14 protein-coding genes are annotated in these 21,328 nt (G+C 49.7%); 4 read left to right on the top strand and 10 right to left on the bottom strand.

Annotation, left to right across the window (positions count from 1 at the left end):
* Positions 1-314 precede the first annotated feature (314 nt).
* Complete coding sequence (locus P8N76_09265) at positions 315-461, bottom strand: hypothetical protein (protein ID MDG2381852.1); 147 nt, start codon at positions 459-461, stop codon at positions 315-317.
* Between the two features lie 240 nt (positions 462-701).
* Between P8N76_09265 and P8N76_09260 the strand changes: the two genes are divergently transcribed.
* The 4 genes from P8N76_09260 to P8N76_09245 all read left to right on the top strand — a co-directional run bounded on the left by P8N76_09260 (position 702) and on the right by P8N76_09245 (position 4,079).
* Entirely contained in the window at positions 702-1,601 is a 900-nt protein-coding gene (locus P8N76_09260) for a hypothetical protein (GenBank protein MDG2381851.1), read from the top strand.
* Positions 1,602-1,636: 35 nt separating this feature from the next.
* Positions 1,637-2,905 carry a hypothetical protein gene (locus P8N76_09255; GenBank protein ID MDG2381850.1) on the top strand — a complete coding sequence of 423 codons (1,269 nt, stop codon included), beginning with the start codon at positions 1,637-1,639 and terminating at the stop codon, positions 2,903-2,905.
* 153 nt (positions 2,906-3,058) lie between these two features.
* The gene (locus P8N76_09250; GenBank protein MDG2381849.1) at positions 3,059-3,448 is read left to right on the top strand and encodes a DUF4280 domain-containing protein; all 390 of its coding nucleotides are present in this window, start codon (positions 3,059-3,061) and stop codon (positions 3,446-3,448) included.
* A 337-nt stretch (positions 3,449-3,785) separates the two neighbouring features.
* Positions 3,786-4,079 carry a hypothetical protein gene (locus tag P8N76_09245; GenBank protein MDG2381848.1) on the top strand — a complete coding sequence of 98 codons (294 nt, stop codon included), beginning with the start codon at positions 3,786-3,788 and terminating at the stop codon, positions 4,077-4,079.
* Positions 4,080-4,617: 538 nt separating this feature from the next.
* Here P8N76_09245 and tssI read toward each other — a convergent pair.
* From tssI to P8N76_09200, 9 genes are all read right to left on the bottom strand, one after another.
* Positions 4,618-6,930, bottom strand: a complete 2,313-nt coding sequence (gene tssI, locus P8N76_09240; GenBank protein MDG2381847.1) for a type VI secretion system tip protein TssI/VgrG — start codon at positions 6,928-6,930, stop codon at positions 4,618-4,620.
* Between the two features lie 218 nt (positions 6,931-7,148).
* Positions 7,149-7,640: a type VI secretion system tube protein Hcp gene (locus P8N76_09235; protein ID MDG2381846.1), complete on the bottom strand. Its 492-nt coding sequence runs from the start codon at positions 7,638-7,640 to the stop codon at positions 7,149-7,151.
* 13 nt (positions 7,641-7,653) lie between these two features.
* Positions 7,654-9,003 (bottom strand): type VI secretion system baseplate subunit TssG, encoded by a 1,350-nt coding sequence (gene tssG, locus P8N76_09230; protein ID MDG2381845.1) that lies wholly within the window; start codon positions 9,001-9,003, stop codon positions 7,654-7,656.
* Positions 8,970-10,958, bottom strand: coding sequence for a type VI secretion system baseplate subunit TssF (gene tssF / locus P8N76_09225; GenBank protein ID MDG2381844.1), 1,989 nt, complete (start codon positions 10,956-10,958; stop codon positions 8,970-8,972). The genes tssG and tssF overlap by 34 nt, the downstream gene beginning before the upstream one ends.
* The gene (gene tssE, locus P8N76_09220) at positions 10,958-11,455 is read right to left on the bottom strand and encodes a type VI secretion system baseplate subunit TssE (GenBank protein ID MDG2381843.1); all 498 of its coding nucleotides are present in this window, start codon (positions 11,453-11,455) and stop codon (positions 10,958-10,960) included. Before tssE ends, tssF begins: the two co-directional genes overlap by 1 nt.
* Positions 11,456-11,476: 21 nt before the next feature.
* A complete protein-coding gene (locus tag P8N76_09215) occupies positions 11,477-13,051 on the bottom strand; it encodes a type VI secretion system contractile sheath large subunit (GenBank protein ID MDG2381842.1) in 1,575 nt (524 codons plus the stop codon).
* A gap of 31 nt (positions 13,052-13,082) precedes the next feature.
* Positions 13,083-14,699: a type VI secretion system contractile sheath large subunit gene (gene tssC / locus P8N76_09210; GenBank protein MDG2381841.1), complete on the bottom strand. Its 1,617-nt coding sequence runs from the start codon at positions 14,697-14,699 to the stop codon at positions 13,083-13,085.
* A 61-nt stretch (positions 14,700-14,760) separates the two neighbouring features.
* Positions 14,761-15,360 carry a type VI secretion system contractile sheath small subunit gene (gene tssB / locus P8N76_09205; GenBank protein MDG2381840.1) on the bottom strand — a complete coding sequence of 200 codons (600 nt, stop codon included), beginning with the start codon at positions 15,358-15,360 and terminating at the stop codon, positions 14,761-14,763.
* 857 nt (positions 15,361-16,217) lie between these two features.
* Complete coding sequence (locus P8N76_09200; GenBank protein MDG2381839.1) at positions 16,218-21,188, bottom strand: VWA domain-containing protein; 4,971 nt, start codon at positions 21,186-21,188, stop codon at positions 16,218-16,220.
* Positions 21,189-21,328: the final 140 nt, after the last annotated feature.

The following is a 21,328-nucleotide window of genomic DNA, read 5'->3' as shown; positions in this document are numbered from 1 at the left end:
ATTTCACATTGAGTTGTAATTATACTAACCACCGTGGTGGTTTCTCAACCTTTTTGGGGCGCCAAAGCCCTCTGTCAAGAAAAGTGGTCATGACTCGTTTTCTTCGCGCTGAAGCGAAAAGCCCCGTTTGGCAGCAGGGAATAAATAGACGGAGTCCATGAAGAGCCGATTGGATCTTCAATCGACGCTGAGAATTTGAGGTCGGCCTAGTCAAGAGTCCTGAATGTTGACCGGCTGCCAGCTTTTCTAATGGGCTCCGGTTTCACTGACTTTACCCAAACCGAAATTCCTCGTTGGGATGGATCTGAAAGTTTCTACGCGCCCGTCGTTACGGCGCGCGAATGGACGACGGCGGTCGGCGCGCTGAGAGCGGCGTCCACCTTGACGGTGGAATTGATCAGGATGCGACTGTTCTCGCCGCGATGCGGGCTGTTGATTCCCAGCATCGTGTTGATCAGCATGCTGTGCTCGAACGTGATACCCATTGCACCAAGAAGATCGCCAATTGTCCCTCAACACAGGTCCATGGATCCTTGAGGTTTTATTTCGATTCATCGAAAAATCGGTCGGATTTTAGAGCCCCCTTTTCGGATTTTCGGATTATTCAAACCAATTCATACAAACTCGTTAAGTTACCACGGTGCTGCTGTCGATCTTTCCATGGAGCAAGTAGCTCCAATTGGTCGTTTCAATGGTTTCAGATGCACTCATTGACAGGGGACAATGCTTTGTTGCAGTCATGCATGCGTCTGAAGGTCATGGTGGTGGTCGCGATAGCGCTTCTGACTTGGCACCGTCCTTCCGTTGTTTTTGCGCAACTATCGGAAGTTCAAAACGCGGGTCATGGAACGATCTGGGATTTTCTTGGGGTGCAACAGATTTGTTCCGTAACCCAACGATGTGGCCGGTTAGCGAATTCCACCGCTCTTGTCAGTTTCATGCGAGAAGGCGTTCTTGACCCAGTACTTGCATTAACGGGCCTAGAACCGGGTAGTTCACCCACATCATTTGGGCCACCCAACCCGGATGGGACGACAGATTCAAGCAGCACGATTTCTTCCGATGGGAATCCACAAGCAGCGACTGGCGCGAGTCCGGCGCCAGTCAAACCTCCCGCGAGTGCTACGCAGGTGGCTGGGAAGCTCGCTGTTCAGACGAGTCCTGCGAAAATCAAGGCGAAGGTCAAAGCGATTCGTTTCCTCGGTAAGCAGGACTGTCTTTGCTATCCAGAGGTTGTGGATGCTTTGCTTGATGCACTCGATGACTGTGCTGAAGAGGTCCGTTTTGAAGCACTTTTGGCTTTGAGGAATGGCTGCACAGGTGGGTTCTGCAAAGCTTGTATTGGTGGCAAATTGCCGCCAAATTATCTCGGTTGCAACTGTTGCGCGTGCCAGGACAAGGTGCTTGCGCGTCTCAGTCGATTATTGCTTGATCAAAACATCAACGGGACGCTTAAAGAATGTTCGAAACGGGTCCGCAAGTTGGCTGCTCAAATGATCCAAGAGTGTATCAATGCTCGAGGCACGAGCAACTTGGTTGAAAACGGGGCTACGAGCGGTTCCAATGCTAGGCCCGATCCACCGATTCAGCCTCAGCCATAAGGTGTCGCAGCTCTGGGGCAGGGGTAATGCACGGCATGAGAAAATCTCCAATAACAAATGGTAGTGCTTCCCTTGCCGCGCTGCTGATGGTGTGTTCGCTTTCGCAAATCTCACAGGGACAGAATACGCCTTCGATCTCCGGTGAAAGTACACCGATTGAGGAAGTCCTGCCAAAACCGACGGGTATCCGCCGACTTCCCCCTGTTGATGGACAACAACTGGAAGGCGTAGCAACCGAAGAGTATTGCCCGCCAGATGCAAAACCGGAAGGCGTAGCAATCGAAGAGTATTGCCCGCCAGGTCCCATGCTGGGCGTTGCATGTCCGGAAGCGGAGCCAAAAGGCATTCCTCCCAGCATTCTTGAAGAGGCACTTAAGGCACTTGACCTGGAGGCATCGCTACCGCCTCCGATGGAGCCCAATCTCGGCACGGAGCGAGTGATCTTTGCCCCCTTCGAAATTGACGTTGCCTATCCGCAAAACGTGACTAGCTTTCGTTTTGATACGGCATTTGGAATGGGCTACCCTGATCGCTCGGAGTACTTTTGGAAAAAAGTGGACAACGCAACAGGGCCCATCTTGACCCGCAATGATGTTGATTTCCAAGAAGTACGCGTCTATTCGGAACATGCCGCTGGCGACTCGTCTGCATTTATAGAACTCCCGATACGTTTCGTGCAGACACCGGGAGAGCGGAGCAATACCGGACTCGGGGATCTTCAGATCGGTGTTAAATCGCTACTGAGCAAGGGTGACGGTTTTTATCTGATTCCTACGCCAGGCAATTCAACGGACAGCTGGAGGGTCTGTGGGATTCTGACTAATTACATCAGGTTCAGTTCTAGCTTGGCAGAAAGAGGACTGTCGACGGGCCATTTCAGCTTGGAACCGGGATTGTTGGCGACCTATTCGATGTCAAAATACACGATCTTCTCCAATGAATTGAAATATTGGATTCCCTTGGGAGGAACACGCGGGTTTGCTGGTAACGTTTTGCGGTGGGGAATGGGAGCAAGTCATGTTATTTTCTTCAGCTCACCGGAAGTCGATTCACGTCTCCATTTCGCCATCATTCCCACGATTGAATTAATTGGATGGGATTTTCGTAACGGCGGGCAGACGAAAATCGTCGGAGGTAACCCTGAACAAAAACCAGTGAACCGAATATCTGTGATCAATGTTCAACCAGGGGTCCGAGTTCCCCTGGGAAAACATTTCGAGATTGGCATCAGCTCGTCGACGAAGTTAACAGGTCAAGGCGTGTATGATGATCTATACCGAATCGATTTTCGTTGGCTTCGTTAGTGCAGAAAACTGCCGGGAAGATGGCGTTTTACGTTTCCCAAGAACGAACGTTAACGGTGATTTACGTGGGTCGTTTCTTCATTGACCATGCCGATAGCGTTGCTTAGGATGCGACCTGAGGTGATTCGTTGACTCAATGAGGTTCGTTTGGTCATGCCACAGCAAGTTGTCATGGGGGCGATGCTTACGTGCAGCATGGGGGTAGCCCCAAGCAGTTTAATCGTGACGCCAGCTAACCGCGTGAATGGCGAATCCGTCCCAGCCGCAAACATTATGGACCATATCCCCATGACGAACATTTTGCCGTTCGGCATGTGCACTAGTCCAGCTAACCCGGAAGTTGCCGCAGCAACAGCTGCTGCTCTAGGCGTCTTAACTCCACAACCATGCGTGCCTGAGATTCCCGCACCCTGGGCTCCCGGTTCGCCAAATGTAATGGTGGGTGGGCAACCTGCTCTGAACAACACGTGCACATGTCAATGCGCGTGGGCTGGTACGATCACGATTGACGACCCGGGTCAGCCATCGGTACAAATCTCATAGAGGTGCCCATCTTATCGAGGCGCCCATCTTATCGAGGCGCCCATAGCGCAATCGGACAGGTTGAGAGGATAGAGTTCCGACATGTTTACGCTAGTGTACATCCCCAGCAAAGACTCGTCACACCGTTTTTCTCATGTGCTGAGAAATATTGAGGATCATTATCATTCATGGGTGTCAAGCGTTTGACCACAAATTAAACAATTGACATCCGCAGGGTGGTGCGGCAAAAATGCTCCCGGGGCGGAAGCTCCGCTTGGCCCTACCTTTGTGGGATCGGTAAGTTTTGGATAGCGATGAAACGCGTCAAGTGATCAACCTGAGACATTAGGAAACGGTGATGCTTCCGATACTGAACGAAACTAGAAATTGGACAGGTGACGTTGGTGAAATAGAAACCGAAGCAGCTGTCGTTGACCCTGCTACCGGTCAAGAGATTAAGCCGTGTACAAGGGTGAAGCATGCGTTCATGCGCGAAGAAGCAGTGGCTGCCCGAATAAGCGCAGGGTCTATGTTGTATAAGTTTAATGGCTTCCCAGCGTTCCCTCGGCCGGGCGCTGGTCCGAACGAAGAGGTTAGCCCTTGGTGGAGCCCCTACGGTGAATTCGAGATCCAGGGTATGGGGCAAAGGTAAAAACGGCGCGAAAAAATGGAGTTAGTCTTCGTGAGTGGGCTCGGCATACTTCAGCTGTAAAGGAAGATTGGAACACGCTCCAGTGGGTAGTCTTCATTAAACTTAGAACAACTATTATCGGTTATTGGGGCGGTATTGAGGCGCAAGATCGCAGTCATCTTAACCGGCAGCCTAACGAAGACCTCCGTGCATTTTTTCGTCGGTGCGGTATGGAAGAAAATAGCGGATACTTTTCGGGATCGACAAACCTGCCCGGCGGAGTTTCGCAGTTCTACATCCCAGGCCTAACACCTGAACATTTCCAAGTAACCAGTATCGAAGACCTTGTAAGGGGGACCGCACGTTTTTAACCTATGAGCGTTCATCACCGCCGCGGATCTCCTCAGTCCGATCGGCAATCGTAGATCGTCTCATCCTGCGGACGAAAAACCGGCGCGTCATCGCAAGCAGGCGGCAGGAATCGGTTAGAGAAAATAAAGGCAATGCCAAATTTTTTCGCAAATCTGGAGACCAACGTGGTTTCGATTGGGTGAGTCCATCAACTCAATGAATCGGGTGCTGATTTTGATCCCGATTGTGCGTCGTCGGCAGCTGTCGGTTCGGTCGGCTGCGCCTGTGCCGCATCGGAGGGCGAATCGGGATCGTCCGGACTCGTTGTTGCAGGCGGAGTCCCTTCTCCTGCATCACCACCACTGTTGAGGTTGACGAGTGGTCCTACGACGGACACGCCGCTGGGATTGATCACGATGTAGCTGCCGCCTACTTTGAGAGTCAACTCCGCACCAGCTTCAATCACCACATTCATGCCTCCCTTCAAATAAATGTCTGCCCCCGCATCCACCCCCACATTCCCCTCAGTTTTTTGATGCAAGGCGCCCCCAATTTGAAGTGAGTCGTCTTCGAGGATCTTTTGCTTTCGTCCCCCCAGCACATTCGTTGAATGACTGCCAACGACATTTTGCTTTACGTCGCCAATCACCTCCACGGATTGCTTACCGTAGATTTTCTGTTTTTGATCACCATTGAGAGTGAAATCATGGTCACCTTCGATCGACTCAGTCATTTTATTGGCAACCAAAAAGTCGAAATTCCCGCCGTTTTCCGCGTCACCCTTGCCTACCGTTAATTGGAAATTGCCTTCGATATGTTCGATTTGGTTGCCCATCACATGGAGCTCTTTGTTCACAAACACCGACTGGTACTGGCTGCCCTGTTTTTCGCCATCCACTTCCTGACCCACGATTAAGTGGCAATCATTCAATACGTTTTGCAATCGATCATTTAATACCCGTAAGTCAAAATTCCGTTGGGCGTGTACGAATATCTGTTCGTTTTTTGCCAGATCTTCGAAACAGATTTCATTAAAACCATCGCCACCCATCGTGCTATTTGTCTTGATATAGCTCTTCGTCTTATCCTTAGGCAGAGGATAGGCAGGCATCTGATCGGCGTTATAGAGAACTCCGGTAACCAATGGCCGGTCGACGTTGCCATCCAGAAAGCTAACAGCAACTTCTTGTCCCACGCGGGGCAGAAACAGACTGCCCCAGTTCTTGCCTGCCGCAAATTGGGCACATCTTATCCAGCAACTCGAATTCTCGTTTCTCACCCCAGCACGATCCCAAAAAAATTGTACTTTGATGCGACCATAACTGTCGGTGTAAATTTCTTCCGCGCTTGGACCGACAACAACCGCCGATTGTATTCCCTGGACGGAAGGAATTGGGGTCCGTCGTTCGGGGCGAAACTGGACATCATCCGGGATACATTTGAATTCGTTGTCATAGGTACGGAGTGCTTCTCCTGACGCTACAGTCATAGGGTATGAAGCAGCCTCATGCGATTTGTGTTTAACGGAAGTGAGTACATACTTTTTTCCAATTTCGGACTCCACATCAGAATTATTAACCGTGAATTTTTGGCCGGGTACAAAAAATGCGCATTGGCTTACACCCTGCACTAATTGGTAACCAACGTCATTGCCCTGGATGCGCGTCTTGGTTGAGTCCTGTCCTTCGTTTTTTTCCTCGAAGAGCCCTGGGAAATCGTATCGCTCATAACGAGTGATTTGGTGGAGATCCAACTGCGTTGCCAATGAGAGGAGAAGTTCATCAGCTGGTGTCTTATTTGTGCTGGCTGGATGGTCAATGAAGTTGTAATCGGTTTGTGTCCACTTCCCCGATTGATACGAAAAGGTATTCTCCCAGGCGGTGATACAATCCATGTCGGGTTTGGCCGTGGAATCATCAATGATCTGCACCTTGGCTGGCGTGGTCGACTGAAACGTTGAATTACTATCGCCCAGCATCAGTGTATGTTCGTTGTTTTTGTGCTCGAAGTAGTAAAATATTCCTGCTCGTTCCATTAGCCGTGAAACAAAATTGAAATCAGTTTCGCGGTATTGGACAACATATTCGAGTACCGGGTAGGACGAGCTTAACGCGGATAACTTGTAGTTGGTCAAACCACGTGATTCGAAGACTGCTTTAATAATGTCAGGGATCGATTTATCTTGAAAGATACGGCAATCCTGCACACGGGTGAGCAGCCACAAGGTCGGTACGACGCTAGCGCGGTACTGCCGCATTGCGCCGCGCCGGCCGCTGGCGCAAAAGCGACTGACAATTCCGTTGAAATATCTCAGAGCTCGGTTGTTTTCAACTTGAATGGTGACACTTTTACCAACGAGCGATTTCGGGTCGATGGCAAGTTTCTCTGACCACAAAGAAATGTCGAATTCGAAAAGTTCTGAAAGGCCTTCGGTACCACTGAATTCTGCTAAAAGCAGAACGTTTTCGCCGAGCGGCGTCGTGATTCGCAGGGCGCGATTATCTTGGGTGTATCGTGCCATGGGCGGCCTGGTATTGATTTGACCAAAAGGAATGTAGAGCTATCATCCACGCTACGAAATTTGAGCTCGAGAATCGGATTTAAAAATTTTTCGAGTCGGCAACGCCTTTGCTTAGCGCGTAACACAGCCTGTCGCTTTGCTGCTGGACAGCAACGAGTCCAGACAGATGTCAAAGCGACAAGCGTGAGACGTCAAAATAAATTGCATGCTGATGGCTATTATACGGCCGTAATAGCTTTGTTTTTCTCCTGATCCCATCCGCCCGGGATATTGCCTTTGGGTGTGCCCGTGTTGTGATCTTCGGGACTATAAGTGATTACTAATTGTCCTGGGCTGAACGTAATCGATTCGTGGGCTCCATCGGCTCCCGGACCCGAATGCGAATAGTGCGTGAAGTAGACGTTGGTCATTTCAATTTTTAAAAAGATGGTCTTCTGTTTATTTGCGCGGCAGGCGTTTAAGACCACCTTTTTGACAGGTTGCCCTTGACACAAAGCAGTAAAGATTTTCGCCGAAGCGCTATCGATCTTTTTTGAAAAACTAAAATCTCCTAAGTGGACACGGCCCGTACTGCGCATCCCGTTGCTCATCGCATCTGTTACCATTTGGCCTGCGCTTATCGAGTAATTTTCGAGCTCAATCCAACTTGTATGTTTAGCGTCCGTAGACTCTCCGGGAATCCCTGCGATTTGAAGAAACGCATCGGCCATAGCAATTACCTCATCAGTTAGGTGAAGGAATAAAATCAAGTGAGAATCTGACGTCAGTAAAACAACTGTCGTCAAATCCTTGTCGTTCTCTTATTGGTTCGTCAAATTGTTTTTCGGTACGTCCCAATATGGTCGTCCAACCCAATGCCGGAAGGGGGCTGTCCGCATCAGTTGATCGATGAGTTGCATCGTTTGGTGGACTGTCACGTTGCGGAAGTCGCCAAGAAAACTGTGGCACATCACGATCAAAGATCAGCAGATTGATTTCAATTTCATATTGTGGGCCGGAATAAAGTCGCGTTATTTGCCGCAACAAGCGGTTGTGTACATTCGATCGCGGCCCATCATGCTTTTCGTTTGACCAGGGCAGTAAAGCGAGGAAACGCTCGCGTGAAGCGATCGGACCAATTTGGATCACAAATTTTGTCTCTTGGTCGCGGACTCGAGCCCCCAGGACAAAATCCTCACCCAAACGTGTTAGTGAACTGCCGGTTGTCGAATTGCGGGCGGGAAAACGAGATTGGACTTCAGCATCCAAGTACAGCCATGAGCGTTGGAATGGAATGACCGAGACGTGTTCGCGGAAGACGTCGCCAAGTACGTCTTCGAGCCCTACAGACGACCGATTGGAGGTCGCAAAATGACTAGAATAATAGGTGAATACATCCTGTATCGATTGTGAGTCTAGCCGTAATTCAAATGGATCCTTCTGTGATTCAATTTTCTCAATGTTGATGATTTGGCGTGTAAGGTTGGCTTGAACCCCCTTTTGCCCCAGACCTACCAGGTGTCGCATGCACTCGCTAAAACAATCGAGCGTGGTAGTAGTTGATACGCAACCCAATCGAGAAAGCTGACGTTGTTCAAAGGAAATATCGCAACGATGTTTTTTCCAACCGCGATAATACAGCGATACGGATCGGTGCAGGAATAGATCGAAAAACGCATGAGCAGCCGCTTCTCCCGTTAGTGCCAATTCCCTTAGCTTTTCTGTATAACTATCGGGCAACACTCCCGAAGGCCCCACGAGCCCCATAAAAGGAATCACCAATTCAGGAGGTAGTTCTGGGTGGTCAGGGCTTGCGATGAGTGAAACAACCTCCGTCGCCGGAAATGCGGCAGCAAGCGTGGTGCGAAACCGAACGACTTCCTGATCGGGTGGCGCATCATAACCCAATGGGAGCCGTGATTTGTCGAACGCGCGAATGTCACGCTCAATTAGCCTGTCATCGACCGTGTTGGGGAAATGCTCTCGGACGAACCTTTGTTCAAGTAGCCGCGTGATCTGAAAAAAATCAAAGTATTCGGGATGTTGGAACAGTCGCTGGTCTAGACCAGACGTTCGCCCGATCGAGCTGGCCATGACCACTCCCTTCCTTCGTATTCATGTTCGAACTGAACGGTCAATTGCGTGAATGAGTTCAAAGAACTGTAGAGGGCAAAAAATCGATCGAGAACTGAAGCAAACAGGTACAGGCAATGCCCCGCAAACCGCTCTCGTTGAACCGTCAACCGAATTGAAACTCCTCGATAGAAACCAGCATGAATTCTCAACGGGAGTTGTTGCTCCGACACGCGCCGCGCACATCGATGACTGCTGAGGTCAACGATCGCTTCAAAAGGAAACGGCTTTCCAAACGAGACTCCTAAGTCGTAGACGCTCAAGACGTCACGTATCGCTGCGACACGATCATTCGTGGTCTCGTCGCTGCCTTTAACACTATTGATAGGATCGTTCTTTGCCCGAAATCGTTTGGGTTCGTTCTCAGGTGAAATAATCGAAAGATGATTTAACGACAAATTTGAAACCAATTTCCACAGATGTGAATGATCCATATCGACGCGTCGAATGGGTGTCGGACGGGTCAAACATCGAAATCTCTTGAATACGCCCTTTTCGCAATGAAACCAAAGACGCTCATCCGCTGCCGTGGAACCATTTGAGGATAAATCTGTTTCCATTGTCCCACCGAAAGGAAGTTTCGCGGGGAGCATTCCGTTCGTGCATGTTGTGTCCACGAGCACGGCACTATCTGGAAGGTTCACGAGCTCTTCTTCGAACGATGAATTAACCAGCGAAAGGTAGAAAGCGTCCTTCACCTCCTTGCGTTTGTCGTCCCAGCGTTGCTCGCGTCGACTCGTCCAATACAAAGGATGCCCTTCGCTGGTAGCGGAATGTTGTAACGAATACAACTTCGCAAATTCCTGAACATGGCCGTCTCCCGCGATCGTGCTCACTTTATCGATTGAAAACACTTCCGTATCGCGCCGCCCCATCTCATCGGGAATAATCGGAAATTCGTGTTTCTCGTGCGACAGCCGTATCGGTTGAGCACGTTGTGAAAACAAGTTAATAACGGGCGTGCAGTTCAGTTGAAATGACTGCGCATTCACGGATACTTCAAGTTCGGGACGACGGTCGGACAAGGAGACCGATACGGAAAATTCCGGACCGCTCATCTCGCCCAAGCCTTCAATGTCGAAAAACATGAATTTGCGTGGAAACGTGAAGAAGTCCGAGAGTAACTCGTGCCCCAAAGGAACTCTTGAACAATGGGGACGCAACGTGTCGGCCGATTCAAATCCGACGGGCGCTATTCGCAAGAAGCGGTTTGCGAGCTGTTCGTGCATGCCCGTTTTTCGATCGGCGTTCTTATCACCACGGGTCGGTTGAGGCGATAGATTCGCTTCAATCGCATGGGCAAATAGAAGTTCGTAAAGCGATTCGACTTGCCCCATTTCTCCGGAAAGATAGCATCGGATCCGACTCATTCCCGGTACGGGAAGTTGCTTCTTAGTGGTCCAAGCAAATCGCAAGGTGAGAACGCTTTTGGTCCCTGGAGCAACATCTGCGACCCTGAAAGGCGCACCAGCGAGATCAGCCTCCACAAGTCTTATCGGCCAGACCTCGACCGGATAGCAGGTTTGGAATTGACATTCCGGACTTTGCTGCGTTTCGGCATCTTGGAATGTACGAGTCGACAACCGGCTTGCTCGTGGCACCATCACCATTTTGGATTGAGTAGCCGCTCCTGAGTCGACTTGAGCGATTGCAATGGAAGGATTTGATGTTAATGAGTTTGGTGCGATCAGCTCTAACATGCTCCCAACGACTTGAGGAAACTGATCATCCAGTTCCTGCCGAACGCGGGCGGTTAAAAATGCAGCACTTTGTATCAGACGTTCAACGTGTGGATCTTCAGTGACTACTCCATTACCAAGGCGATTGGCGACTCCCGGATATTGCTTCGAAAATGATTCGCCCAGTTTTCGGAGGTATTGCAGTTCATTGTTGTAGTAATCCATCAAGTGCTGCATTATGGTGCTCCGACACTACTAAAGCGACCTGACCAAATCGAATAATCCGTCGTAAGAATTGTCCAATTGTTTTCCGTGATCAAAAAACCTTCAATTTCAACCCTTAAGATTCCGTCCATGGATGTCTGTACGACCGACACCTGAACGTTCGACAACCGCGGTTCAAATCTCGCAATGGCATCTTCGATCAATTCTCGAAGCCGATTTTTTGTGACATCCGACTCAAAGCTTTGCCGCCCAAAATCGGGCAGTCCGAAGCTCGCGGGAGAGTCGTTTAATTCCTCCAGGTGTGCAGGCAATGACAAGCATCGGGTGCGTGTGTTTAACAAATCCTCGAGATCACGATTGATGGATCGTCTCTGGAATGTGTTGATTTGACTTGGAGTTGCGGATCCCATCTTGTCGCCTAAATCATCGGGATCCAGGAGTCGATCAACGATCGAAAACGATGAGGGAACACGACTTGATGTTCGCCAGTGTGATCTTGTCTTGGACACGTTCGCCTCGTGGGGTTTGATCTAAATCGCCACTGGTTTCAGCTCAGTGCGTGGAATTTCTGTGAGCGCTGTCATCGCGGTAGCTTCGACACCATACAAATGCGGCTGCAGATGAATCCGGCACGCATAGGATCTGGGATTCATCGGCATGTCGAATAGCTCGACCGAAGCGGCACGGAGTGGATACCGGAAACGGCCGTCGTCTTCAGGAGCTGCGGGAGAAATGTATTGGGCTAACCAGCGATTTAATCGCATTTGCACTTCGGCCATCGACAATGTCGAGCCAATCCAATCTCGGGCCATGACTTTGATATAGTGGGCGAATCGCGAGACACACAGAACTAAACTGAAATTCGACGAAAGTTGTTCGTTGCGGGTACCGGCAATGGAATCGTACCGCATCGGCAGATGCAAAGACGGGCAATTGTAAATTGCGGTGAAGTCGGACCATTTGCAACGACAAAGAGCAATGATCCCAAGGCGGCTAAGTGCCATCTCATCTCGATCCGTAATCAGCACGTCGGTCGAAAACTTGGGGGCATTGTTTTTCGCATTCATCACGAAGCGGTCCGTTACCATGCCGTCCATACGACCACCCCGGGGAGTATCTTTGTCGACACCCGTGATATCTTGGAACCAGCCCGTTTCGGAAAATGAACGCATCACCACTAATGCGGTTGGGTAGACGGCGTTGCCCCACAGATACCGTGGACTGGATGTTTCCTGACCACGCAACGACGCGTTCCTTGACGTGTTGGTAGGTTGAGCTTTTGATGTTTCATCCTGACCTTCGCAAGTTGAGGGTAAGATCGATTTCGCGTTGGACGCCAGTTCTCCCGATGCAAAAAAGTCGGTTTCGAATTCGCGATAAGGCGTTCGTACAAGAACTCTTGGCAACGTCGCGCCCACGAATCGGGCAGCCTCACTACGTTGGAATGTCCGCCACCTATGAAAGGCGGGTTCATGATTATCAAAGTAACAAGAAAGCGGAAGAATCGCCTCTCCGAAATGATTAAGGCCAAAGAGTTTTGGACTTATGCCAATCAGCAAAGGAGCAAATGCTGCCGCTCCAACCTGGCTTACATGATCCAGTGCCGCGACATCATCTATTTGGTGTTTTGAGGTACGTTGGCCATGCACTTCAAAGTCAACCACCAGGAGTCCGAATGGAATACCGCCGGGCATGCCATATTCTTCACTATAGATTCGGCGAAATAGAGCAGACTGCTCGAAATCCAGAGAGCACTGAGCGTCACTTGACAGCTCAGGCCATTTGACAGTCAAAACTCGAATCCGAATGTGACCTTCGTCTGAATTTTGCTGAACCAGGCTTCTTAGCCCGTGCCAAGAAGCCTCTAGTTTCTTGAAACGAGGTGCTTCGACAATGCGACATGCGATATCCCTTAGTCGCGCATCCAAAAGCATCATCGTTCGCACAAGCCACCCCCTTAGCTTTTCGGCTACGCTGAGGCGATTCTCTGTTTCAAAGAGGATTCGCCTCAACGTTTGGAGATGTGCGTCAGCCCAGGGTTGTGATCGAAGGTTTGTGATGATCAAACGCAACGATTCTATCAGGGGTGTGAGAGCGTCAGTCATCAATTCTATTGCATTTCACGCAAGGGCGTTGCTAAGCCGCTGTGGACGGTATTTTTACGACTAAACGCAAAGACGTAGTCAGTTCCTCGAACTGCAGAAATGGTCTCAACCACGCAATCGCAACATAAGAGCCTGGTGCACCTGGGACCGGAGTCACGGAAATTTTTGCTTCGGCCAAGGGATAACTGGCCTTTGCTTCTGGGGTTGGAAATTTATCGGCGCAGATGTATTGCGCAATCCAACGATCCAACCAAAGTTGTGCATCCGGAAGCTCCAAGAATGAACCCACCTTGTCGCGACCAATCATTTTCAGGTAATGGGCGATGCGTGAGGTTGCCAACATATACGGCAATCGAGCGGAAAGGGCTGCATTGCCCGTAGCATCAGGGTTGTCATACTTAAGCGGTTTTTGAGTCGTCTGGCCGCCGAAAAAGACAGCGTAGTTCGAATTCTTGTAATAGGACAAGGACAAGAAACCCAAACGATCGATTTCATATTCACGTCGGTCCGTGAGGGGTGCTTCTGTAGGACAGAGTGACTCGACATTGCCAGTCTTGTGATTGTAGAAGTAATGCATAGGCAGGTCTTCGACCTGACCGCCGTTTTCATAACCACGGATTGCCGTGCACCAGCCATACTTCGCAAAGGCGTTGGTGATTCGTTGACCGACATAGTAGGCAGCATTGCTCCAGCAAAACGTATCCGTTCCTGTGGGAATCGCATATTTGTCGTGCTCGGCGTCCGGATAGTTTGATAACGGCTGCTCTTCGAAAGCAAATTTCTCGGTTGGCTGATCTAAAGCTCCGTAACTACCACGCGCCAAAACACGTGGCATCGCGAGAGTTATGAACCTCGCATCAGGATGCTCACGCATCGAATTCCATTGAGCATATAGCACGGAATCAAAGATGGTTGCTAAGTCGACCGGCTTATCCACCTCATTCCACTCGCTAAATCCAAATAAGCTTGGGTCGGATGCAGCAATAAACGGAGCAAAAGCGTCGGCCGATACTTCGCGAATCTGTGAGAGCAGCTCCAAATCCGGATTGTTGTTTCCAAAAGAATAGTCTCCGACCAAAATCGAGAAGGGTTCTCCACCTGGTGAACCGTACTGATCGGAATACACCTTCTTGAAAATCTGACTTTGATCAAAGTCACTTGACTTCTCAAAGTCCTTTCTTAATTCTTCCTTCTTGGCGCTTAGCACTTTGATTTTTAGGGAAGTTCCAACCTCACTGTTGGTCACTAAATACTTCAAACCGCGCCACGAGCCTTCCATTTCACGGAATTTTTTCGTGTGCAGAATTTGTGCGAGTAGTTGTGACAGCTTTGCGTCAATCGCTTGAATCAGTTGCTGTAATGCCACAGTAACCATTGTCGCATCCTCTGGTTTTCCACCAGGAAGGTGCTGTGCGATCTCATCGTCAAGATCCTGGAGAGGAAGCTGGATGGACTTATAAACAATTTCCTTCGCCGTATCCGGATCCTTGAAAAAACCTAAAACGTTTTGCGGGATGTTTCCCTGGGCCAAGTCTGCAAAGACTTGCAACGCCTTGTTGATCATCTGTTCATTCGCCGGCGTCAACTGTTCATATGCTTGCGGCAGAATGTCGGAATGTTTTGCTACGGTTTTGGTGTCGTCGGCCATCTCGTGAAAACCTTGTGTCAAGGGAAAATGCGGTCGTTGAAATCAACGCGGATTAACTCGCCTATTGATCGTCGCTGCTATCGGATGCGTTCGCTGAGGCATCAGGCTTGGCATCTCCGTCGGTCGCCGATGCTGGCGATGCAGTTGACTCAGGAGCCGGCAGTGCGTTGCGCAATTCTTCCAATGCGCCGTCCTTATTCTCGAGACTGTGCTGGAGCATCTCTTCCAATTGGTGAGACCGACTAACCAGTGTTAACAAGTCACTCACATCGCTGCGTGTCTGCAGCAAAGCATTCAGTTCCGGAATGCCGTTTTGGCTGGAATCGATCGTAACGAGATTGTCTGGGCTGAAGTCATCCATGCTGTGGAACTCCAGCTCGATTGGAAAGGGAACACCATCATCGTTAGGATTCAAAGATAATTTCGGACCTAATTTTTCCATCACTTGGTCAAAGTTGGATCCGGTTACATCGACAAAGTTGCGTTGGGCCAACGGAGGAACCTTCTCTTCATCCTTTTGGTCACCCACAAAATCGCCCAAAACTCCCACGACGAAAGGTAGCTCCTTCTGGACGGTCCCACCCTCGGTCTCAACATCGTAGGTAATCTGAATTCGTGGCCGACGGACGCGCGATAGTTTGTGTTGTGAACTGTCTGCCATGGTTTATCCATTCTCCGCAGGGTCTAGAGGTAAGGCCGTTAAGCTTGGTAGATCCGTGGAGACAGTGTATAAAAATAAACTGGGGAGTGTAGGTGTACAGGGGCGAATGGGAAGATTTTTAGCAAAAAAATCTGCAGTTGTTAAGAAACCCGAACAGCCTGTGAATTAGCGTCTCAAACACCAATTTGCTCAGGTGGCAGCAAATCCTGCTTTTGATGGCGTTTTGTGTCCAAGAACGATTCCCCAAAAACGAGCGGGAAGTTCTAGACCACTCCCAGATCTCATGGAGCAGCATCCGTCCCAAGATCATCGGGCCATGAAAGCTTCACAGCAACAAACCGTGCCGCGTCGTGCGAATGGCTCGGCTTTTCAAGTCGCCGCGGATCTGTCGATTTTTGAACGAGCTTCTCGACGGTCGTTGCCTGTTCGAGTTTGAGAGAAGACGGAATCGTTCTTCGGGACCATCGCGAGAATTGTGGGACGTGCTGACAAAATATTGATCCATGTTGAGGGCTTCACGATCGCTGGGCATTCGATACTTGATAATCTACCGGCCTTGGAACAAATTGCAAAAGAGATTGCTAAGTTTCTGGTAACGTGCGAGTGCGGCTGGGGCACTAAAACACGCATCAATCCAAAATACAGATCTACGAACTACGAGTTCGCCTACGTCTTAGATCAAATGGAGCGCGGCGACCTACTCAGAAATTAGGTTGTATGGCGGCAAGGGCATCATGCGAACCTCGACCCAGCGTCGCATGACATCCCTCGTGAGTTCGCATTGCCCCAAGAGACGGGATGCCCACTTCGGCTTAGCAGCGCACGCCTTACCATCATGTTCGACTCGGCAACGGGCACTAATCTAGCTTCGGCGCTCGGAGATCGATGTCACCTTGAATACGAGATCGTTCACCAGTCTGTTGCACGAGCGTGATTGCTTCCAGTGTGTCTTTATTCGGCAAGAATTCGACATTGTAAATCCCTTCGGCAACATTGTAGTTTTGTCGCGAATATCCAAAACTAGCACCTGACTGAAGACTCCATTCGAGGATTGATGGTTTTGAATCGGAAACCAATGTGATGTGTTGCAAGATTTTCCGCACTCCTTCAATTTGTCGCAAGCTTTGCTTGTCTCGAGTCACACGAATTCCATCGGGTAGTTGTGGGTTCGTTATTAAGCTGCGATTCGATAAAGGAAGCCGATAAGTTTTCAGCCTGCGATCTGTATTCTGCCAAGAGGCGGATACCCTCGCAAAAGAGGCAGCTGATGGCCATTCGTTCAGCGTAATTGTCCAGACCGGGATATGGTGCCCAGCGACATTGGGAGAAACATTAGCAACCGAGTAGATTTCGCTGTGGTTATGAGGTTGTAGCTTGAACTGGACGCTTTTGGGCCACCAATTGGGTTCGTGTTGGTGCGACAATGCCAAAGTGACGTTTAGGACCCCATCGTCGAACGTAAAGTCTGAAATGATCAACGAGACGCCAGTTTTATCGTCTGTGAAAACGGCTTTACTTGCACGCTCATCGAACGGATTGTAGGTCAATTCACCACCGCGAAAAACCAAGTCGTGTTGTTGGCCAGGCCGAATGGGCACGGACGTTTTGGCCATTGGGTTGTCCTTTGGATCGAGAATTCGCACGTTGTAGGTGCCGGGTTTGACCGGCAGATCAGCTCCTGAAAAGTTGAGCTGCCTCGGTAGATCGGAAATACCCGTTGGAGCAGGCTGAACGTCAAATCGGCGCATCTGAGCAAGGTCAAGGACGCAACTTAACAGATCGTTTGCGTGATCAATCTTGACGGCTTTCCCTCCAGTCACATCCGCGATGTTTTGCAGTTGCGACCAACCTTGGAGGTCGGACTTGAATCCTATGGCATCGATAGGAATGCCCGAATCTTGATACGCGGTTTGCAGTTGTGCTATCCCTGGCGCAAGCCCTTGATCCGCCCAGTTGTCGCTTCCGTCAGAAATCGCAATGATTCGTCGACTGCCCGGATTGACATACTGAAAGTCATTTTTGGCTTCTAACAAGGAATAGAATAAGGGAGATTCACCTACGGGTTTGAGTCGACTGATCGTTTCTCGAAATGCCGTTCCAGGAAATGCGCGTAGGGGCAATACGAGTTGTGTATCTTTTCTCGCTTCAGCTTCCGAATAAACATCGTTTTCCTTCCAAACAATACGTGAACCAAATACGCGAATGCCCACGCTTATCCCATTCTGCGAAACCGAATCCGAAAACGTCCGTAATACCTGTTTGACTTCCTGTAAGCGTTGAAGTTCCGCCATGCTGCGTGAGGAATCCAGGACGAATAGTAGATGTTCGGGCGCTCGACTAACGTCACCTAAACTCACTCGGAGTTTTGCTTCGTTCAACACTTGGTAATCATAATCGACCGTAGGTCCCTGCCAGTCACCGATCGATTCGACAGGAATAGTGCGATCGATCGAACTACCTCTGAAGAAAAGGGTTGCAGTTACGACGGTATTGAATTCAGTGGTGGTCTTACGCTCGATTTGATACTCAAGTTCGCCACGATCCGTTGAAATCTGACTAATCGTGAGTTGATCTGAATCGCTTGTGAGTCGCAGGTCGACATGGTTCGCTGTATTGTCTTCGGGAAGTTGAACCTTAAACCTGATTTTCTCCTGGTCGGTTCCACGAAACGTAATCGCAGGCCGATCGGGCTGGAGGCCAATGGAATACGGTTCTTCTGTGACCTGTAAAAAACCGGGATGATCTGAAGAAGAACTTGATACCTTTTGGGGGTTCTGTTGACTGGATACAAATTTCTTCGCGAGTCGGTCTAAGTTTCCCGACGTTTTCAAATAGTAGGGAGTTCCGTCTTCCGTGGGAGTAGACCACAAATCGCCGGCGCGCCTTTGTCCATGCCATTGGGCGAACGCCGAAAGCTGTTGTGCACGAAGCATCTGAGGCGGCGTTCGCTCAAGAAACACCCACTTCGATTCCAGTACTTGCGGATCGATGATTCGGCTAGCTAGGTCGCCAATGATCAAATTTGATCTAATTTGTGACAAATTTAATGTCGCTGCGCGGTACGAGTCTTCCCACGCGCCGGCAAGTGTCGAACTGAATCCATTTTGAATACTTGCTGGTGATAGCGGTGTCGAAACCAATTCCGGCAAACTGAAAAGTGCAGTGGCGAATTCGGCGGTCGCAACTTCATCGGGATGGAGGCCAACTGTTTTTGGGGTTGCTGTCGCCTCTTCTGAACTCGACTGAGGTGGTCGCGGCCGGCGTTCCGGCGCGAATAACGAGATTCTTTCTAGGAGACGAACTCTTCGAGTAGCGAGCGCATTGGGAGATTCAAGGAAATCGAAGAGCGAAACGCTACCACTACTTGACGACTGCGATCGTCGCCGCTGACTGTAATCAAAAGGAATTTTTAGAATGGCATCAAGGCGTTTCCACTGGTTCGCAGAAAGATAGAGTTTAGTTCCAATTGATTCGCTAAGGTGCAGATACTCTTGGTTGATTAATTTCAATAGTTGGAAGTAGATCGGTGCGACTCGGTCGCTTTGGGCAATCAAATCTTGTAATTTATCCGCTTGATTAGAAGCCGCTAAATCATCGACGAAACGTAGGTCACCACACAATTGATAATTTTCGTTGACGAGTTCATGTGTCCCTTCGATGATCTGATCTCGCTGCTCGTCGTACGAAATAAAAGAACTGCGATAAAATTTGGCCAAGCCAGGCAATGCGGAAATGGATTGATCGCGCAACGCGTACGCAGTTGCTAAATTTTTTCCGGCAGATTTAATCTCGTCCACCGATGGCATCTTGTTGTTCAGACTATTCCAGCTTTCACGATCGACAGTCGATGGCGGTCCGGCAACGGCGAAGAACAGGTCTTCGATCTCTCGTTGCAGTTGATCAACTTCCTTCATGGGTGCCTTGACCCAAGGGAAAATACGATAGGCAAAGTGACCACCAGGTACAGCCGCTTGTTCGACTTGGATTCTTGAATTTATGACTCGGTGACCAAAATCACGGAGTGGTCCTTGGCCTTTGTCGGTCGGCCAACGGTCGACCATCATTCGAACCAACTCCGCCTCTGCCGGAAGTGTATCGTGTTCTCGTTCCTGTAACTGTTTACCGTACTTTACGACGGCGCCGGTGTTGGCTTCGATCTCTGTCATTGCCGAACGAATCTCTGGCAAAGTCATCGGCTTGGCAGGAATCGATTCGGCAGTGACAGATGCCGGTTTATCTTGTTGGTGCGTTGTGTCGGAGGGTGATTTACCTGTTCCGTCGTTATTAGCCCCATCGACCTGATTCGCGTTTTTCGCGTGCGCATTTTGTTGGGTTGGTCCAGTCCCGATTTCGGCATCCGCTGCTGGAGATTCGCCTGCTGATGTCCGGGTATCCGAGGCCTTGTTTGGAACAACGTTGTTTTTCTTGGGACTGGCTAAACGATCTGATGGACCTTTTGTTTCTTGATTGCCAATGGGCGACGTACCAGATACCGATTGATCTGGATTCGTGAACATCCGGATCATCGGCAATGAGAAAGCCGAGTTGCCAAAGCTATAACGTTCCTGTGCTGCGCGTACCTGTCTTGCGTAGTCATTTGCCATATTGACTGCCTGCCGCATCGTTTGTTCGTTATGTTGTCTTAAACTCGCTTCTGCATTTAGCAACGAGTCCTCCCATAAACGAAAAAGCTGTGGCGCGCAGGATGTCGGCGATGGTAGTGAACGAGCTGTTTGATAGTAGGTTTGCCAACTTGTCTGTAATTCTGCTAACCGTTCTTTTTGTGTGGTAGCATCCGTCATTGCTTTCGCTTGCCATATCGGGTGTCCGGCTGTCACAATCGTTAACGGAACGTCGCGAGCAAAATTTTGAGCGTTGCCATCCCCCGTGTAAAGCATGAAAGGCTGCTGAGATACTCCCCTGTTTTTTTGCGTCCAGAGATTCACGTTTATTCGCACATATTCGTGTAGTTCGTCGAGCGAAACCTTTCGATCATTTGTGCCACTTTTATCTGCCGCTCCTGTTATCCCTTGCAAAAAATAACGACTGAAGACAGAGTGCCCAATCGAGTCGTCATTCCAACTGACTTCGTTGTCCGAACAGGACATCAAGACGAACAAATTAGGATATTCGCCTCGTTTATCATCCAGGAGCTTGCTGACCGAGGATACGAATTGGTTTGAGATGACTCCGGCCGGCCAGAAGCTGGCCAATTGTTGGCAATCTAAGACCAAGACCTTATATGAGCTATTGGACGCTGCTAGGTTTTCTAACACCTTTTGCACTGGTACGACTCGTTCATAAACCGTTGACGAAGAACCGTAAACGTTGGTCGGAAGTAGATAGGGAACAAGCTTGTCCTGGTGCGATAGCGCCAACCCGGGGCAGTTAACGTACACGAGATTTACCGTCGGTCGCCGGAAAGATCGATACGGTTGAGATAATTCCGCGATTCCAGAAACAGCTTGCTCCAATTGCGAAACATCCAATCGGTCCGAGACAAAGGGGTTTACCTGAAGTAAACCTTGCAGGCCGGCAAGTGCTTCTGCATCACGCCCGGCGTAGGGATTAACGCCTGGTAGAGGAGAAATGCTGCTCAGAATTATGGTATTCGATTCGATGATGCGGTCAAACCAGGTGGCTAACCAAAACAGGCTTAAAACGGATAGAATCAATGACAGCCATAAAATGGGACTTAGCAGCATTGCCAATCGATTCAAACGCCTGACATTCAGTCGCCAGGGATGGGGTGCCGTTTCGACAGCGTGTTCATTCGTCTGCCGAACGCCGGTTCCCGTTGCACCGAATTGCCACCTATTGTCGGCCATGGTATCCGTTAAACTCGCTGGTTTGACGTGTGTTGGAAAACCGAAGTGTAAATGAATTGATATTGTCTAAGACTTGGTTGAGGCGTGAATCGTTAACAACGAAAGCCGAAGCTCCAATTGGGAGAATATTAGACTCCCAA

This window comes from Pirellulaceae bacterium (assembly GCA_029243025.1).
Taxonomy (GTDB): domain Bacteria; phylum Planctomycetota; class Planctomycetia; order Pirellulales; family Pirellulaceae.
Note: the sequence above shows the minus strand (reverse complement) of the source record. Positions and strands in the feature narration are given on the sequence as shown.

What these genes read in the sequence shown, in the direction of transcription:
- P8N76_09235 (MDG2381846.1), bottom strand. Translation starts at nt 7,640, where the DNA reads ATGGCCGATGCGTTTCTTCAAATCGCAGGGATTCCCGGAGAGTCTACG.
- P8N76_09255 (MDG2381850.1), top strand. Translation starts at nt 1,637, where the DNA reads ATGAGAAAATCTCCAATAACAAATGGTAGTGCTTCCCTTGCCGCGCTG.
- P8N76_09215 (MDG2381842.1), bottom strand. Translation starts at nt 13,051, where the DNA reads ATGACTGACGCTCTCACACCCCTGATAGAATCGTTGCGTTTGATCATC.
- P8N76_09250 (MDG2381849.1), top strand. Translation starts at nt 3,059, where the DNA reads ATGCCACAGCAAGTTGTCATGGGGGCGATGCTTACGTGCAGCATGGGG.
- tssB (MDG2381840.1), bottom strand. Translation starts at nt 15,360, where the DNA reads ATGGCAGACAGTTCACAACACAAACTATCGCGCGTCCGTCGGCCACGA.
- P8N76_09200 (MDG2381839.1), bottom strand. Translation starts at nt 21,188, where the DNA reads ATGGCCGACAATAGGTGGCAATTCGGTGCAACGGGAACCGGCGTTCGG.
- tssC (MDG2381841.1), bottom strand. Translation starts at nt 14,699, where the DNA reads ATGGCCGACGACACCAAAACCGTAGCAAAACATTCCGACATTCTGCCG.
- P8N76_09265 (MDG2381852.1), bottom strand. Translation starts at nt 461, where the DNA reads ATGCTGATCAACACGATGCTGGGAATCAACAGCCCGCATCGCGGCGAG.
- tssI (MDG2381847.1), bottom strand. Translation starts at nt 6,930, where the DNA reads ATGGCACGATACACCCAAGATAATCGCGCCCTGCGAATCACGACGCCG.
- tssG (MDG2381845.1), bottom strand. Translation starts at nt 9,003, where the DNA reads ATGGCCAGCTCGATCGGGCGAACGTCTGGTCTAGACCAGCGACTGTTC.
- P8N76_09260 (MDG2381851.1), top strand. Translation starts at nt 702, where the DNA reads ATGCACTCATTGACAGGGGACAATGCTTTGTTGCAGTCATGCATGCGT.
- P8N76_09245 (MDG2381848.1), top strand. Translation starts at nt 3,786, where the DNA reads ATGCTTCCGATACTGAACGAAACTAGAAATTGGACAGGTGACGTTGGT.
- tssF (MDG2381844.1), bottom strand. Translation starts at nt 10,958, where the DNA reads ATGCAGCACTTGATGGATTACTACAACAATGAACTGCAATACCTCCGA.